The organism is Aristaeella lactis (genome assembly GCF_018118585.1).
Classification (GTDB): Bacteria; Bacillota; Clostridia; order Christensenellales; family Aristaeellaceae; genus Aristaeella; species Aristaeella lactis.
Genome location: NZ_CP069421.1, coordinates 2,626,014 through 2,642,123, shown reverse-complemented (window position 1 = coordinate 2,642,123; position 16,110 = coordinate 2,626,014). Strand labels below are relative to the sequence as shown.

Sequence of the window (16,110 nt, the reverse complement as noted above, 5' to 3'; positions counted from 1 at the left end):
CTGATTCGTCTCTGTATCCGTCTCTGAATACCCGGGCGATATTATCAGAAACCAAACCGGGCCATGATGGCACCGAACTCATCGGAGGCCGCAAAGCCGGCCGCGATGCTTTCCCGGCTCATGCCGGACGCGATCTTGTTCAGCCAGTACTGCAGGCCGGCGGGTTCCGCCTCCCGGTCCAGGAAGGTGCGGTACATGACCTTCACAAACTCTGTATCGTTCAGTTTCTTGGCAATAAATTCATTGGAATGCATAAATCCGTCCACAGCCACCTGGACCAGCGTTGCCTTGGAGGGCGCCTTCAGGATGATCCGGCACCAGTAATTCAGACCCTCTATGTCAAAGCTCCGGCCCTGCATCCGGGTATACAGCCGGCTGACATAGGCGGTAACGCCATGGTTCCGGTCCCGGTCCTCCGTCGCAGCGCAGGAACCCTGCACAATACCGTATTCCCTGCAGATCACGCCGAACTCATCGGAAGCGGCAAAGCCGCTGATCAGCGCTTTGCGTGAGATCCCGGATTCCAGTTTCTGCAGCCAGTACGCCTTTCCACCCTGGTCTGAAGCACGGCCCAGGATACTCTCATAGGCCCGCTCCACATAATCCGCGTCATTCAGGTTGCGGGCGGTCATCTCATTGCTCGTAAAGAAGCCGAAAGCCACTTCCGCGCCGGTCTGCTTACGGCCTTTCAGCAGGTTGGTCCAGTAGACCAGTCCGCCTTCATCCGGTTCCCGCAGCAGGCAGACCCGGTACATCCGGTACACAAAGGCCTTCACCGGATCCCGGGTGGTCACGGTCACACGGCAGGAAGCGGTTTTGTCCCCCGCGGAAGCGGTGATCACGGCGGTACCGTCCCGCAGGCCGGTCACATAGCCCCGGTCTGTGACGGATGCCACAGACGGATTGGAGGAAGTCCAGACAGGTCTTCCTTTCCATGCCCCTTCCGGCTGGATGACGGCGGTCAGCCGTACTCCTTCGCCTTCCGGCATCACCACGGCATCCTGGTCCAGGGAGATCTCCAGTTCATGAACCGGCAGGTCCACCCTGAACTCCACCCAGTCCGTAATTCCCGGAACATTCCGGGCTGTCACAGTGATCCGGGCATTTCCGTTCCGGATAAAGCACAGCTCGCAGGAACCGCCGTCTGTCCGGACAATGGAGATCACCGACGGATCGGAAGTGGTCCAGATCAGGTCAGTCCCGTTGTTCTTCGCCGGTGTCAGCTCCGCGTTCAGGGTCAGGCGGCTTCCCAGGCCCTCAATAATGCCTGAGTTTTCCTTTACCGGATTGATCCGGTTGTCAAAGCCCTTGATCTTTACGGATTTCAGGCCGGAATTGACGCTGATGACGCAGGTGGCCGTCACGCCGTTGGAGCTGACCGCAGTCACTACCGCCGTACCGCCCTTCGGTCCCGCGGTCACCACTCCGTCCCCGGAAAGATAAACGACGTTTTCATCCGAGGTGTACCAGCGCAGCGACGTGTTGGTCGCGTTCGCAGGAGATATACTTGGAGTCAGGGTAACCGTTTCCCCGGTGGCGAGCGCCAGGGCCGGCCTATCCAGGCTGATCTCAGTCACGAGGCCCTCAGCCCCGTGTTTTTTGGTATACAGCTTGATCGTTGAGTCGCCCCGGTTCACGTTTTTCCCGTTGATCGTGAATCCGCCGCCGCCCACATCCGAGGTAAAGAGGATATCGGTCTGTGCCAGGTACTTTTCACCCTTGTACTGATAGGGGATATAAACCAGGGCTCCGGGCGCCTGCGCGGCATAAGTGACTTCCACTTCAGCCTCCGTCCGGCCGGATACCACATAGGGCGTTTTCAGATTAAGAAGATAGAAACCGTTATGTGCCGCGGAAACCGTGTCGCTGGAAGCAACCACTTTCCCGCCGATCCGCACGGAAGCCGTCAGTGCCAGCCCGTCAGTCACTGTTTCCACACCCACAGCGTGGAGCGTTTCCTGCCCGTCCACCGTAAACTTCTGGCGGACCACCGCTTTGTCCGGCTGCTCCGGATCAGCAATGATCGAGGTGGGGGCGTAAGACTTGTCATAGCTGTAGCAGAAATCCGACTTATCCGTCATATCCGCGTCAAAGGAAGCGGCTTTGGAAACGGAAGCATCCGCGTAGGACAGCCAGAAATAGCCGCCCATACCCCAGGAGGTTCCCCAGCTGTTGCGGACCTTCCAGGCGCCTTCTGTCTTCGGCCGCAGGCCGTTGATAAAGTTTCCTGTTCCGTACTGATCATCCCAGCCCACCAGCAGCACGTCATGATTGGTTACGGTATTGGTGCCGTACAGCGCCGCTGTTGAAGCGTTATAGCCAACCCGGCCGCCTCCGACGGAGTAGATCCGGCTTTCCGGATCATCCGGAAGCCAGATGCTGACCTTTACCGCGCCGTGGGCCATGATCTGCTGTTTGATCAGATCCCGGTCGGTAATGTCCAGGTTATACGCGCCGGTGATCTGGGCAGCGATAGAGGTATATGCGGACGGAAGCTTGTCCGGATCGTTGTCCGCCGGATAGGGGTTGTCCGACTCCGTGGTGGTTCCGATCAGGGTGGCCAGGATATGCCAGGCCAGGTCACTGTGGCCGCCGTTGTTCAGGTAGCTGTCCTTTCCCTTGTAAGCCACGCTGTCGCCATCCCCGCCGGCCTTGGGATACGCGTAATTGTGGGCGGAATAATAGGCAAGGAAGAATTCCGAAAGGTCAATGGAAAGGTTCGCGCCGGCCCGGATCAGGTCCGCCTCCATACCGCCTACCGCCGCGAAAGTCCAGCAGGTGTTGTAGAATCCCTGGTCCCGGATCGCGGGAAGCTCGTTATTCTCATACCGGACCGCAACCAGGCTTCCCTCCGTGACCACATACTCAGTCCCTGCTTCCGGTTCTTCAACAGAAAGGCTGTCCGCGGACAGGATGGTCCCGTCCGGAAGGGAACCAAAGGAAACCGGGGTTTCTTCTATGGTGAGAGGGGATTCTTCTGTTTCAGTCTGGACGGAAACGAGAACTGGTTCATCTTCCTCCTGTTCAGGGTCGGAATCTGAATCCGCGGGAGATTCTTCACTTTCGTCTTCGACTTCGTTCAGAATGACACCTGAAGGAATGGTCTCTTCTTCCGGTTCGCCGTCAGGAAGAGGCTCAGCAGGAGATTCATCGGCTTCGTCTTTTTCCTCTGTCGAAATGACTTCGGGAGCCGGTTCTTCTTCCGTCGGAACAGCGGGCAGGAGAAGATCGTCTGTCCGGAGGTCGGTGGGCGTCGCGGGATCAATCAGGCGCAGGTCTTTTCGGTTCACCCAGGCTTCGATCGGTTTTCCAGCCAGGCGGCAGGTGATCCGGGCCGCTTCGCTATCCGTCTCTGTCACCCTGACCACCGCGGTTTTCTCCAGGGTACCGATCACTTCTTTCAGGTCACTGCCGGTATAAAAAACCGCGCCGGCCGATAGTTCGGCCGCGCACGGCAGGCTTTCCTCCGCCGCGGCTCCCGGGAAAAGGGGAAGCAGCAGGCAGGTACAAAGCAGAAGAAGCAGGATCCTGTTCAGGTCGGTCGCGCGGTTCGTCATGACGAAGACTCCTTGTTCAGATCAGTGAGGTACCCCGGAATATCAGAAACCGTATCTCGCCATGATGGCGCCAAATTCATCCGATGCCGCAAACCCGGCGGCCACATTCTCCCGGGTCATACCGGAAGCCAGCTTGTTCAGCCAGTACTGCAGGCCGGCAGGTTCCGCCTCCCGGTCCAGGAAAGTACGGTACATGACCTTCACAAACTCCGTATCGCTCAGGTTTTTCGCCTTAAACTCGTTGGAGTGCATGAAGCCGTCCACCGCCACCTGTACCAGCGTCTCTTTCTTCGGATCTTTCAGGATAATATTGCACCAGTAATTCAATCCGCCGACATCATACACCCGGCCCTGCATCTTTGTATACAGTCGGCTGACATATGCCGTAATTCCGTAGTTCTGATCCCGGGGCTCCGTCAGGGCATAGGAACCGCGCTCAATCCCGTAACGGGCGCAGATCGCACCAAACTCATTGGAGCTGATAAAGCCGCTGATCAGCGCCTTCCGGGAGAAGCCCGCCTGGAGCCGCTGCATCCAGTATGCCTTACCCTCCGCATCGGAAGCCCGGCCCAGGATGCTCTCATAAGCCCGTTCCACATAATCCGTATCAGAAAGGTTCCGGGCAATCATCTCGTTGCTGAAGAAGAACTCAAAGGCCGCCTGGGCACCGGACCGTTCACCGCTCCGGATCTTGTCGATCCAGTAAACAAAGCCGATATCATCCGGTTCACGCAGCAGGCACACCCGGTACATCCGGTACACAAAGGCCTGGATCTGATCCTGGGTGGAAACCAGCACCACACAGGAGGCGGACGCGTTCCCGTCCTCGCTGGCCGCGGTGATCACGGCTGTACCGTCCTTCACGCCGGTCACAACGCCCATATCATTCACCGTGGCAACTGCCGGATTGGAGGAACTCCATTTAATCTTTTTGTTTTCCGCGTTTTCCGGCTGTACTGTCGCTGTCAGCTGCTGATTTCCGCCCTCCCAGAGGGCCGCGGCTGACGGTTCGAGCTTAACCGCGGAAACCAGCACCGGCAGATAAACCGTGAAGTCCACCCAGTCACTCAGGCTTGTGTTTTCGGTTGACTGCAGGGTGATCCGCGCGGAGCCGTTTTTGTTCAGCCTGATCGTGCATGTCCTGCCTTCTGTCTTTTCAATGGACAGCACAGACGGATTGGAACTCTTCCATTCAATCCCCGGCTGGGTGGTGTATTCCGGTGTCAGCACCGCCGTCAGTGTCAGCTTGTCGCCAAGCTTGATGCCCGCGTCGGTGGAATGATCGATCCGTTTGGTATGGGAATCAAAACCGGAGATCTTTACCTTCGTCACCGGCAGGTTCTGATAGACAACCTCCACATTGCAGGCGGCGGATTTGCCGTTGGAACTCACCGCGGTGATAACCGCGGTTCCGCTCTTCGCCATGCCCACCACCTTGCCGTTTTCATCCACGGTGGCAATGCTGGTGTCTGAGGAGTACCAGCGCAGTGACTGGTTTGTCGCGTTGGAAGGCGTTATGGTTGCTTTCAGCGTTTCATTCTCACCGGTTTTCAGACCAAGGGACGTCTTATTCAGACTCACCCCTGTCACCAGGCCGGTGGAGTTGTTCCGCTTCGTATACAGTTTGATGGTGGAATCACAGGCAACATTGTCTTCATCCTTGAGCTTTGTGCCGTTGACAATAACTCCGCTGCTGGCGGTTGATGCGGTCATCGCGATATCTCCCGCCTTGCTTGTGCTCTTGTTTTTCTGGTAAAGCACCGCTACCTTACCGGTTTGTTTTGTTTTGCAGGTAACCACCACTTCCACGGTCGAAGCCGCGTTCAGCACGCAGGGATCCTTCAGATTCAGCAGGTAGAAGCCGCTGTAGTTCGCGTCCACATTGCCGGTGGAGGCGATCACCTGGCCCTCCGCGTTCTTTACCACAGCGGAAAGGGTCATGGGAGCAAAGACTTTTTGGCCGCTGTCTTTATCTGTATATTCCGTTGTTTCAATACCGATGGAATGCAGGACTTCCTGTCCGTCCACTGTAAAGGACTGGCTGATCACCGCCTGGTTATCCACCACTGCGGCGCTTGAGGACAGGCCCTTATCATAGCTGTAGCAGTAATCCGCCATCTTGTCCGAGTCGTTTTCCGCGGTAAAGGACACCGCCTGGCCGGAACGCAGGGAAGCATCCTCATAAGAGATCCAGAATTCCCCGCTGATTCCCCAGCCGGAACCCCAGCTGTTCCGGGCTTTCCAGGCTCCCTTGCCGGAAGGACGAAGACCGGAAACAAAGTTTTCCGCCGGGTATTCATCATCCCAGCCGATCAGGAGCACATCATGATTTGTTCTTTTATATGTTCCGTAATATGCCGCTTTGGATTTGTTATATCCTACTTTGCCAACAACTTCTCCATTGCTCGTGTATGACTTGATAATGCCGGTAGTTGCCGTTGACATATTCTCCGGAGCCCAGATGCTGGCCTTGACCGACCCGTTTTCAATGATCTGCTGCTTAATCAGGCTGATGTTTGAAACATCCAGGTTATACGCACCGGTGATCTGGGCAGCGATATCCGCATTGGTGTTAACCTGCTGATCCACTCCATCCGCATCAGGATAGGGATTGTCCGATTCCGAGGTGGTACCGATCAGGGTAGCCAGGATATGATAGGCAAGGCGGCTGAATCCGCCGTTGTCAAGATAGCTGCCGTCCCCGTTATAGGTAACCTCATCGCCTTCACCGCCGGCCTTGGGGTTCGGGAAATTATGGGCGGAGAAGTACAGCAGGAAAAACTCGGAAAGGTCGATACTGCTTCCTGCGTTGTTCTGCTTTGTCAGATAGGCTTCCAGCCCGCCAATGGCGGCAAACGCCCAGCAGGTATCATAGTCTCCCTGATTCCTGACTTCGGGCAGTTCTTCTGTGACATATTCTGGATCACCGTAGTCCGCCATCTCCAGCTGGCCGGCTTCCGTAACCGTGTAGACCGCATTGCCGTTCAGGCTTTCACCCGACTGAGGTTCAGCAGTGATTTCCTCAAAGGAGATTTCGGAAATCTCATCTTCGTTTTCAGGGACGGAAGGGGCTTCCTCTTCCCGGATATCCGTAGGGGTGGCTACGGGAGCAGGGAATTCTTCCTCCTGTTTGGGGTCAGGATCTGAATCCGCAGGGGATTCCTCCACTCCGGTCGGAATGACATCGGGGGAGGCTGGTTCGTCTTCGACCGGTTCGCCGTCAGAAAGAGGTTCCGAAGGAGATTCTTCTGTTTCAGTCTGGACGGAAACGAGAACTGGTTCATCTTCCTCCTGTTCAGGGTCGGAATCTGAATCCGCGGGAGATTCTTCACTTTCGTCTTCGACTTCGTTCAGAATGACACCTGAAGGAATGGTCTCTTCTTCCGATTCGCCGTCAGTAAAAGGTTCAGAAGGAGATTCCTCTGTTTCCTCTTCGGCCGGTTCGTCCGCGGGTTCGTCTTCAGCCGGCTGTTCCTCCTCTTCCGGAGGGATCTCCGGAGCGGCCAGCTGCACATCATCGTCAGGGATCAGGGCATCCAGATCCGTAGGCGTGGCAGCAGAAAGCAGGATCAGGTACTTTCCCCTGACCCAGGCCTGCTGCCTGTTCTGCTTTTGGACTGTATAGGTAATCCGGGCAGCGTTTCCCCGTGTTTCCGTAACCAGGATCACAGCATCCTGCTGCAGGATACCCGTTTCCTCCGTCAGCTCAGGATCGGCACAGAAAGCTACGCCTGCCCGAAGCTTCGCGGCATACGGAAGGGCCTGCTCCTGCCAGGCTTCCCCTGCTGCCGCGGGCGCTGCCGGAACAGCGGAAAGCAGCAGGCACAAGGCCGTCAGGACAGCCAGGAAACGGGTGATTCTATGGTTACGAGTCACTTCGGGATAGCCTCCTCAATAATGCTTAGTTAAAACCGAACTGTGCCATAATGGCACCAAATTCGTTGGACGCCGCGAAACCGGCGGCCACATTCTCCCGGCTCATGCCGGAAGCCAGCTTGTTCAGCCAGTACAGCAGTCCTTCCGGTTCCGCCTCACGGTCCAGGAAGGTACGGTACATGACCTTGATAAAGGCTGTGTCATCCAGCCCCTTGGCTTTGAATTCATTGGAATGCATGAAACCGTCCACCGCGACCTGCACCAGCGTCGCCTTGGTGGGCTTCTTCAGGATGATATTGCACCAGTAGTTCAGTCCGCCGATGTCAAAATCCCGTCCCTGCATCTTGGTATACAGGCGGCTGACATAGGCTGTGATCCCGTAATTCTGATCCCGCGGTTCGGATACCTGGTAGTATCCGCGGTTAATCCCGTAACGGGCACAGATGGCGCTGAATTCATCCGAACTGGTAAAGCCGCTGATGATCGCCTGGCGGGAGAAACCCGCCTTCATCCGCTGCATCCAGTACTGCTTTCCGCCCGCGTCAGACGCCCGGCCCAGGATGGCTTCATAAGCACGTTCCAGGTATTCGGCATCCGGCAGGTTCCGGGCAATCATCTCATTGCTGAAGAAGAAGTTGAAAGCAGCCTGTGCGCCGCTCTGCCGCCCGCTCCTGATCTCTTTGATCCAGTACCTGAGACCTATATCATCCGGAAGCCGCAGCAGGCAGGTCCTGTACATCCGGAAAAGGAAGGCCTCCACCGGATCCCTTCTTGGATGAACTGTCACATCGCACGTAGCCGTATAACCGCCGTCTTTTGTTGTGGCAGTGATAACCGCTTTGCCTTCCATTACACACTGGACCATACCGTCAGAAGACACTGTGGCCACAGACGGATTGGAAGAAGTCCAGGTTACCCGCTGATCCGTCGCGTCTGAAGGATAGATGAGCGCTGTCAGCTGCTGCGTTTCTCCTTCATAATAGACAAAGGCATAGGGATTCACCAGCACCGCCTTCACAGGGATCGTCATGTCCAGGGTCAGATTCAGTTTGGCCGTCGCGTGGACTGTATTGTCTGCCCCTTTGGCTTCCACAGTGATCACTGCCGTGCCGTTTCCGTTGGCTCTGAACGTACAGGTGTGCTTCTTCCCGTTCAGGGCTACAAGCGAAACCACACTGGTGTCCGAAGTCGTCCACACAAGGGAATCGGTGCTGTATTTCGGATCCATCACCGCTTCCAGGTCAAAGATGTCACCGCCCATGATCCCGGTTGCGGACGTCCGGATCGTATACTGCGTGGTACCCGCGCTGATAAATTTACCTGCAATCTTCACCGTCGTGGCCGGAACATCCACGGCTGTATTGCTGACCTCGCAGGTGGCATATTTGCCGTTGGAGCTCATGGCCGTAATGACAGCCTTGCCCTTTTCCCTGCCGCCGACCACAATACCGTTTTCGTCGATCCAGGCAATATTGTTATTGGAGGAAGACCAGGAAAGCGTCTGGTTTGACGCGTCAGAAGGCGTGATCGTTGCGGTCAGCTTGATGCTTTCACCGCTCTGCAGGGAAATGCTCTTTTTGTCCAGGGTCACGCTCTGGACCAGCTTCGAGCTGGCTTTCCGTTCTGTATACAGGCGGAGCAGGCTGTCACCGTCCACATGGTTCCCGTTCGCTGTAAATCCGCCGCTGTCAATAACGCTTGTAGTGGTAATCAGTCCGTCAGTAACGCTTGCGCTTCCGGGCCTCTGGTACCAGATCCTGAGCAGCGTGCCTTCCTTCCGGGCCTGGTAAGTCACTTCCACATCGACTTTTGTTTTGCTGCTGACAAGCCAGGGGGAAGTCAGCTCCAGCCGGTAAAAACCAGCTATGGACGCGGTACAGGGTTTTGTTTCAGCCACTTTCCGTCCGTTTACCCGGATCACAGCCGATACGGTCACGTTTTCTGTATCCACATCCACGCCTACCGCGCGGATCTGTTCATCCCCGTCCACCGTAAATGCCTGGACAAGGGTGATTTTGTCATACGCGCTGTAAGAACGCTGGGGATCGATGACCCTCGCGTAGCTGTAGCAGTAGTCATCGATCTGGCTGTCACCGCTCACCGCGTCATAGGCGTGCATGGTTTTGTCGTTCAGGGCATAATCATAATAGGATACCCAGAAATAACCGCCTTCTCCGTCGCTTTCACCCCAGCTGTTGCGCACCAGCCAGGCACCCGGTCCCGCCGGCTGCAGCCTGGTGTCAAAATTGGATACAGCCAGGTCATCCTTCCATCCCACCAGCAGGACGGAATGGTTGCTGGTTGTGGTTTCGCCGTACAGGTAAAGGCCGTCCTTGCGATAAACCTTCCCTTTGTTACTGCTGTCCGGCATGGCAACCGAAGCTCCGACGGCACCGTGTTCCTTGATCATCTGCTTGATCTGATCCCTGTTCGTAGGATCGATCCGGTAGGCGCCGGTCATCTGGGCCGCGATATCCGTCACATTCTGCGGCGTCGTCTTTACGATGCTGCCGTAAGGATTGTCCACCTCAGTGGTGGTACCGATGAGAACCGTCAGGTAATAAAGGGCCAGTTCCCTGTTTCCGCCGTAACTGAGATAATTTCTCCAGTTCGTCGATTCTTTTTTCAGGCTGATATCATCGTCTGATATGCCCTTCGGATAAGGATAATTATGCGCTGTATAGTAGGCCAGGAAAAACTCGGAAAGGTCAATATCCTTGCTCTCGCCGCCCTTGATCAGGTCGGCCTCCAGGCCGCCGATGCTGGAAAAGATCCAGCAGGTTCCGAACGGATTCTGGTTCCGGGGCGCCGGCAGGATATCCTTGTTGCTGAAGTCGGGCGAAACCATCGCGCCGGTTTCTGTAATGGTATAGCTGTTGCCAGTTTCCGCCGCGGCCGCTTTTTCCGCTTCCTCCGCAGCCTGCCGGGCTTCCTCTCCGGTGATCACTTCCAGCACGATTGTGTCTTCAATGCTGCCAAAGCTGACGTCCGTTTCGGATTCTTCCACGGTTTCGATGACAGGGGAGTCTTCGGTCACGGCGGAAAGAACAGCGGAAGCGGCGGAGACGTCCTCCTGCTGCGGGTTGGAATCTGAATCCGCGGGAGATTCCTCGACTTCGACTTCGTCGACCCGGGGCTGCCGCCCGTTCTCCTCTGAGAACTGTCCACTGGACAGTTCTCCGGGCGTTTCGAACCCCAGAATGACAGAAGGAGAAGCGGGTTCCTCTTCCGATTCGCCGTCAGAAAGAGGTTCCGAAGGAGATTCTTCACTTTCGCCTTCGGCTCCGTTCAGAATGACACCGGGCGTGAGGTCATCCTCTTCCTGCTGTGAGTTGGAATCTGAATCCGTGGGAGATTCCTCAACGCTGCCCGGAATAACAACTGGCGCGGATTCTTCTTCCTCCTGTTGCAGGTCAGACTCTGAATCCGTGGGAGATTCCTCGCTTCCGCGAACGGGGCTGCCGCCCGTTCTCCACTGAGGAAGAGCCACTGGCTCTTCCTCCGGGCGTTCCGAACCTTCGGTCGGAATGACATCGATAGCGGAGGGTTCTTCAACATCCGTTGGAACAACACCCGTGGAAGGGTTGTCTTCATCTTCAGCTGGAATGACATCCGGAACAATTTCATCTGCCTCAAGCTGTTCTGGTTCATCCGGGACAATCGGGGCAAACAGGATGACATCCTCTTTGCGGGTCAGGTCTTCCAGGTCTGTAGGCGTCGCAACAGAAAGCAGGATCAGATCTGTTCCCGCGACCCAGGCTTTTTCAGTTTTCTCTTTGACCGTATAAACAATCCGGGCCGCCCGGTCCCGGATTTCGGATACTTCAACCACAGCCCCCTTCTGCAGGGTGCCCAGTTCTTCTGTCAGTTCAGAATTGGTATAAAAAACCGTACCTGCCTTCAGTTTCGCGCCGTAGGGCGTCTCCTGCGTTTTCCAGGCAGCCTCCGCGGCCGCAGGAAACACAGACAGCAGCAGGCACAGTGCCAGCAGCAGTGATATGATCCTCCGTGTCATTCCGGTACGAATTGGCATGAAGGCTCCTCCTTCGGGATTCCGGGTCATGTTCAATGGGGTTCTCCTGTCTCGTTTATTCTTCGGGAATCAGCCGGATGATCTCCTTGAAGGGCATCAGCATCTCATCGCATTCCTCTGCCCTGTGGTTTTTCAGGATGATCTCCGCGGCCTTCTGCATGGCGGGAACCTCCGCCCGCATCAGCTGGTTGGCGTAAATAATAATGTTGGCTCCCCGTTCCTTCCATTCTTCCTCCGTCACGGAGTTGAAGCTGGTGGGAACCAGCACGATGGGTGTCGTGCTGTCCTTTGCCCGGAACTTTTCAATGAATTCCTGAATTTCGGACGGATCCTTCTTCCGGCTGTGGATCATAATGGCGTCCGCTCCCGCTTCCACGAAAGCGAAAGCCCGCGTCAGGGCATCCTCCATGCCCTGCTCCAGGATCAGGGATTCGATCCGCGCACAGATCATGAACTCCTGCGTCCGCTGGGCTTTTTTGCCCGCCCGGATCTTCGCGCAGAAGTTCTCAATGGTGTCCTGGGTCTGGACAACCTCCGTACCGAAAAGGGAGTTCTTCTTCAGCCCGGTCTTGTCCTCAATGATCACCATGGAAACACCCATACGCTCTAAAGAACGTACCGTATACACAAAATGTTCCGTTAATCCGCCCGTATCTCCGTCAAAAATAATCGGCTTGGTGGTCACTTCCATGATATCGTCTATGGTGCGGAACCGGGAGGTCATATCCACCAGCTCGATATCCGGCTTGCCCTTGGCCGTGGAATCACACAGGGAGGAAAGCCACATGGCGTCAAACTGGCGGGCGCCGCCGTTTTCATGCACCACGGTGTTCTCCACGATCAGGCCGGTCAGACCGTCATGGGCTTCCATGACTGTCACCAGGCTCTTCACGTCCAGCAGGCGGCGCAGCCGTCCCCGGCGCATATCCGGCATGGCCAGTTCCGCCCGTTCCCGGCGCTGGAGTTCCCGGTATTTCTCATCATGGCTGTAGGGATATTCCACCAGTTTTCCACCATAGGACGCCAGGATGGAAACCACTTCATCCCGGACAGGCTGCTGGAACCCGGTGCACCAGTCATCCCCGTGAACAACGATGTCCGGATGATACTTCTCCAGGTTTTCCCGGTAACTGAGGGTCCGCTGTTCCACCACTTTGGAGACACCGGCAATATTCTCAAACAGGCGCATCCGTTCCGCTTCCGGAACCAGCGGGAACCGCTTATAGGAAGCCACCGCCTCATCCGAAAGGACGCCGATCACCAGTTTTCCCAGCCGCTGTGCCCGGCGGATGATCTTGATGTGCCCGCCGTGGATAATGTCTGAGGCAAAACACATATAGACCGTCCGGTTTTCCACGGTCTTCAGTTTCGCGGAAACAGCCGCCAGGTCCTCCGGGTTGTCGATCTCCGCGCACAGCAGGTCGCCCACGTCCAGCGCGGCAATATTCGCGGCGCCGTTCAGCTCGTTCAGGGCGTTTTCCGCATAAACCTTCCGGTTTCCGGCTTCGCAGAATTCAACAATCTTGTCCAGCCAGACCTTCCAGTCGTTTTTATTCAGTTTGTACAGAGCCTGGGCTTCCAGCGCGTCCTCAAAAATGTCCACGCCGACCCGCATGACCATACCGTCCTTCACCTGCGCCTTGAAATCCTTTTCCGGCAGCGGAAGGGTGGAGGAAACCGTCATGCAGGAAGATTCGGAAGCCAGCACCTTGTCAAATACTTCATTCTCAAAAACAAGATCACCGTGCATCAGCACGATGTCATCGTCCAGGTACTCCCTTGCGCAGTAGATGGAATAGATATAGTTTGTCTGGTCATAGACAGGATTTTTCACAAAGGTATAGTCCAGCGGAAGGTCCAGCGCCCTGCAGTAGTTCACCAGCACCTCGTCATAATAGCCGGTGGTAATGACTGCCTGCCGGATTCCGGCTTCGGAAAGCTGGCGAAGCTGGCGGGAAAGGATCGTTTCCCGCGGGGAGATCTCCGTCATGCACTTGGGATGCTCGGATGTCAGGACACCCATACGGCTTCCAAGCCCGGAATTCAGGATCAGTGCTTTCATTCTGTCACCTCTTGTCTCCGTCATTCCGTTCGTAACGATCCCGCGGGTTCGTTCATCCTGGTGAATGCGGAAACTCTTCCTGTCTGATAATAAAATGATTTTGCGTTACCGCAAAATCATATAGGTTCCTTCTTCCAGGTACTGAACAGACCAGTAGCCGTTCTCATTCCAAACGGTTTCGGTCTTTACCGGCTCATCGCTGTCAGCCAGCACAAGGGATACCTGCACATCCGCCCGGTTTTCCTGGTAAAAGCGCAGACTGATTCCTTCTCCATCCGGCTCTTCCCGGGTGTTGGAATCGATCACCAGGTACAGACCCGCGAACAGGCTCTTGTCTTCCTGCTCCGCGAGCATCAGATACAGGGATCCGCCGGTTTTCCGCGTCTGCGTCATCATATCCGCCACATTCAGGGCGATCGCGGCAGAGCCCTTCTTTCCCTTAACCAGCACAGTGTTTACCTTTGCGCTGTTCAGCGCGGAAAGATCGTCATAAGTCAGCGTCAGGCTCAGCATGTCTTCATCTGATGCCTGGCCGGCATACAGGGTACGCTCCCCTGGAATGTCCTCAGGCGCCGCGGTAGGTTCACTGGCCTGTTCATGATACCCGCACAGCACACAGACCCCTTTTTTCATGGTATGGGGGCGGTACTCTTCAGCTTCGCCTTCTTCACGGGCAATCTCCTGCCCGCAGTCCTGGCATACTGTCACAATGGACGCAGGGCCGTAAACACGGTGGGTCCTGGAACCCGTCGCGCTGTAGGCAGGGCTGTCATAGAAATAGATAATAACCTTTGTGTTCTCATGCGGACAGGTCAGATCCGTCGGCGTCGCCGGATCTGTTTCTTCTGCTGCGGCTATACCGGAAAGCATCGTCAGCAGGAGCATAAGCATCGCAAAAGCGAGTGATTTCTTCATCATCCTGATACCGGAATCCTCCTCAATCTTCGCATGGAGTATATTCCCCCATGTTCCGTATATTTTACTTCTATTAATATAAAATCGTCAAGTCGGGACGGTTTTGCACGCTGTTTCTGTTGAATTTGCTTACTTCTTGTGATAGAATTGCTGCATTATTCCGAACAGGGATTTCCATCGGGATAATCTGTCGGTCAGAGAAGTAATTCGTAATTGTAAATTATGAATTATGGATTATGAATTGATTTAGGGGGAAACACCAATGACTACCATCACCACCCGGGAACTGAAGGAGCGGCTTCAGGACCTGCAGGGCCAGGAAGTTACCCTGCTGGGCTGGATCCGCAATCATCGGAAACAGAAGAACATGGGCTTTGTCGACTTCTTTGACGGAACCTGCTTCAAGAATCCCCAGGTGGTCTATGATAATACCCTGCCGGACTTCGAGACGGTGCAGGCCCTCCGGGTTGGCAGCGCTGTGAAGGTGACCGGCAAAGTCGTCCCCAGCTACAAGGATCCGGAAACCCCTGAGATCCAGGCCAGTGAGATCACCCTTGAAGGCGACTGCCCGGAAGATTATCCGCTGCAGCCCAAGCGCCACACCGTGGAATACCTGCGGGAAATCGCTTACCTGCGTCCGCGGACCCGGCTGTTCCAGGCGGTCTTCCGTGTACGGAGCGTTGCCTCCATGGCGATCCACACCTATTTCCAGGACCGGGGATATGTTTATGTCCATACACCCCTGATCACCGGCAATGACGCTGAGGGCGCCGGCAACACCTTTACCGTAACCACCCTGCCCAAGGGCTCCACCGCGGACGCGTCCGAAGACTTCTTCGGCAAGCCCACGAGCCTGGCAGTCACCGGCCAGCTGGAAGGCGAAACCTTCGCCATGGCCTTCTCCAAGATCTACACCTTCGGACCCACCTTCCGCGCCGAGAACAGCAACACCAAGACCCACGCCGCGGAATTCTGGATGATCGAGCCGGAAATCGCCTTCTGCGACCTGGACCAGCTGATGGACCTGGAGGAAGACTTCCTGAAAGCCATCGTGAAGACCGTCCTGGAAAAATGCCCGGACGAGCTGAAGTTCCTGGACCAGTTCACCGGCGGCGGACTGCTGGACAAGCTGAACACCCTGCTCACCAGCACCTGTGCCCGTGTGACCCACGAGGAAGCCATCGCCATCCTGCGCAAGGCCATGGAGAACGGAACCGAATTCAAGTTTGAGCCGAAGTTCGGCGAGGATACCGCCAAGGAGCACGAGAAGTACCTGACCGAAGAATACTTCCACAGCCCGGTATTCGTTTACAACTGGCCAAAGGATATCAAAGCCTTCTACATGTACCAGAACGATGACGGAAAGACCGTCGCGGCAGTGGACCTGCTGGTTCCCGGCTCCGGTGAGCTGATGGGCGGCAGCCAGAGAGAAACCCGGTATGACCTGCTGGTACAGCGGATGGATGAGCTGGGCATCAGCAAGGAAGAGATGTACTGGTATGTCAACCTGCGCCGGTTCGGCGGCTGCACTCACTCCGGTTTCGGCATGGGCTTCGAGCGCCTGCTGATCTACCTCACCGGTGTGGATAACATCCGTGATGTCATCCCGTACTTCCGTACACCAATGAACTGCGATTTCTGATTTTGCAGGCAAAATCAGAAATCAA

General features: G+C 55.9%; 6 protein-coding genes. 1 reads left to right on the top strand and 5 read right to left on the bottom strand.

Translation table 11 applies throughout. The features are described 5' to 3' along the window. Positions 1-44: 44 nt before the first annotated feature. The 5 genes from JYE50_RS12110 to JYE50_RS12090 form a co-directional block, all read right to left on the bottom strand. Positions 45-3,557, bottom strand: a complete 3,513-nt coding sequence (locus tag JYE50_RS12110) for a DUF4214 domain-containing protein (protein WP_084096272.1) — start codon at positions 3,555-3,557, stop codon at positions 45-47. Positions 3,558-3,599: 42 nt separating this feature from the next. Further along, a complete protein-coding gene (locus tag JYE50_RS12105) occupies positions 3,600-7,433 on the bottom strand; it encodes a DUF4214 domain-containing protein (protein ID WP_084096271.1) in 3,834 nt (1,277 codons plus the stop codon). Positions 7,434-7,458: 25 nt separating this feature from the next. Next, positions 7,459-11,466 carry a DUF4214 domain-containing protein gene (locus JYE50_RS12100; protein ID WP_179138367.1) on the bottom strand — a complete coding sequence of 1,336 codons (4,008 nt, stop codon included), beginning with the start codon at positions 11,464-11,466 and terminating at the stop codon, positions 7,459-7,461. Between the two features lie 55 nt (positions 11,467-11,521). Then, positions 11,522-13,528: a phosphoenolpyruvate mutase gene (aepX, locus tag JYE50_RS12095; RefSeq protein ID WP_084096269.1), complete on the bottom strand. Its 2,007-nt coding sequence runs from the start codon at positions 13,526-13,528 to the stop codon at positions 11,522-11,524. A 105-nt stretch (positions 13,529-13,633) separates the two neighbouring features. Beyond that, positions 13,634-14,446, bottom strand: coding sequence for a hypothetical protein (locus tag JYE50_RS12090; RefSeq protein ID WP_084096268.1), 813 nt, complete (start codon positions 14,444-14,446; stop codon positions 13,634-13,636). Positions 14,447-14,705: 259 nt separating this feature from the next. Here JYE50_RS12090 and asnS point away from each other — a divergent pair, with 259 nt between their 5' ends. Beyond that, the gene (gene asnS / locus JYE50_RS12085; protein WP_084096267.1) at positions 14,706-16,085 is read left to right on the top strand and encodes an asparagine--tRNA ligase; all 1,380 of its coding nucleotides are present in this window, start codon (positions 14,706-14,708) and stop codon (positions 16,083-16,085) included. Positions 16,086-16,110 lie beyond the last annotated feature (25 nt).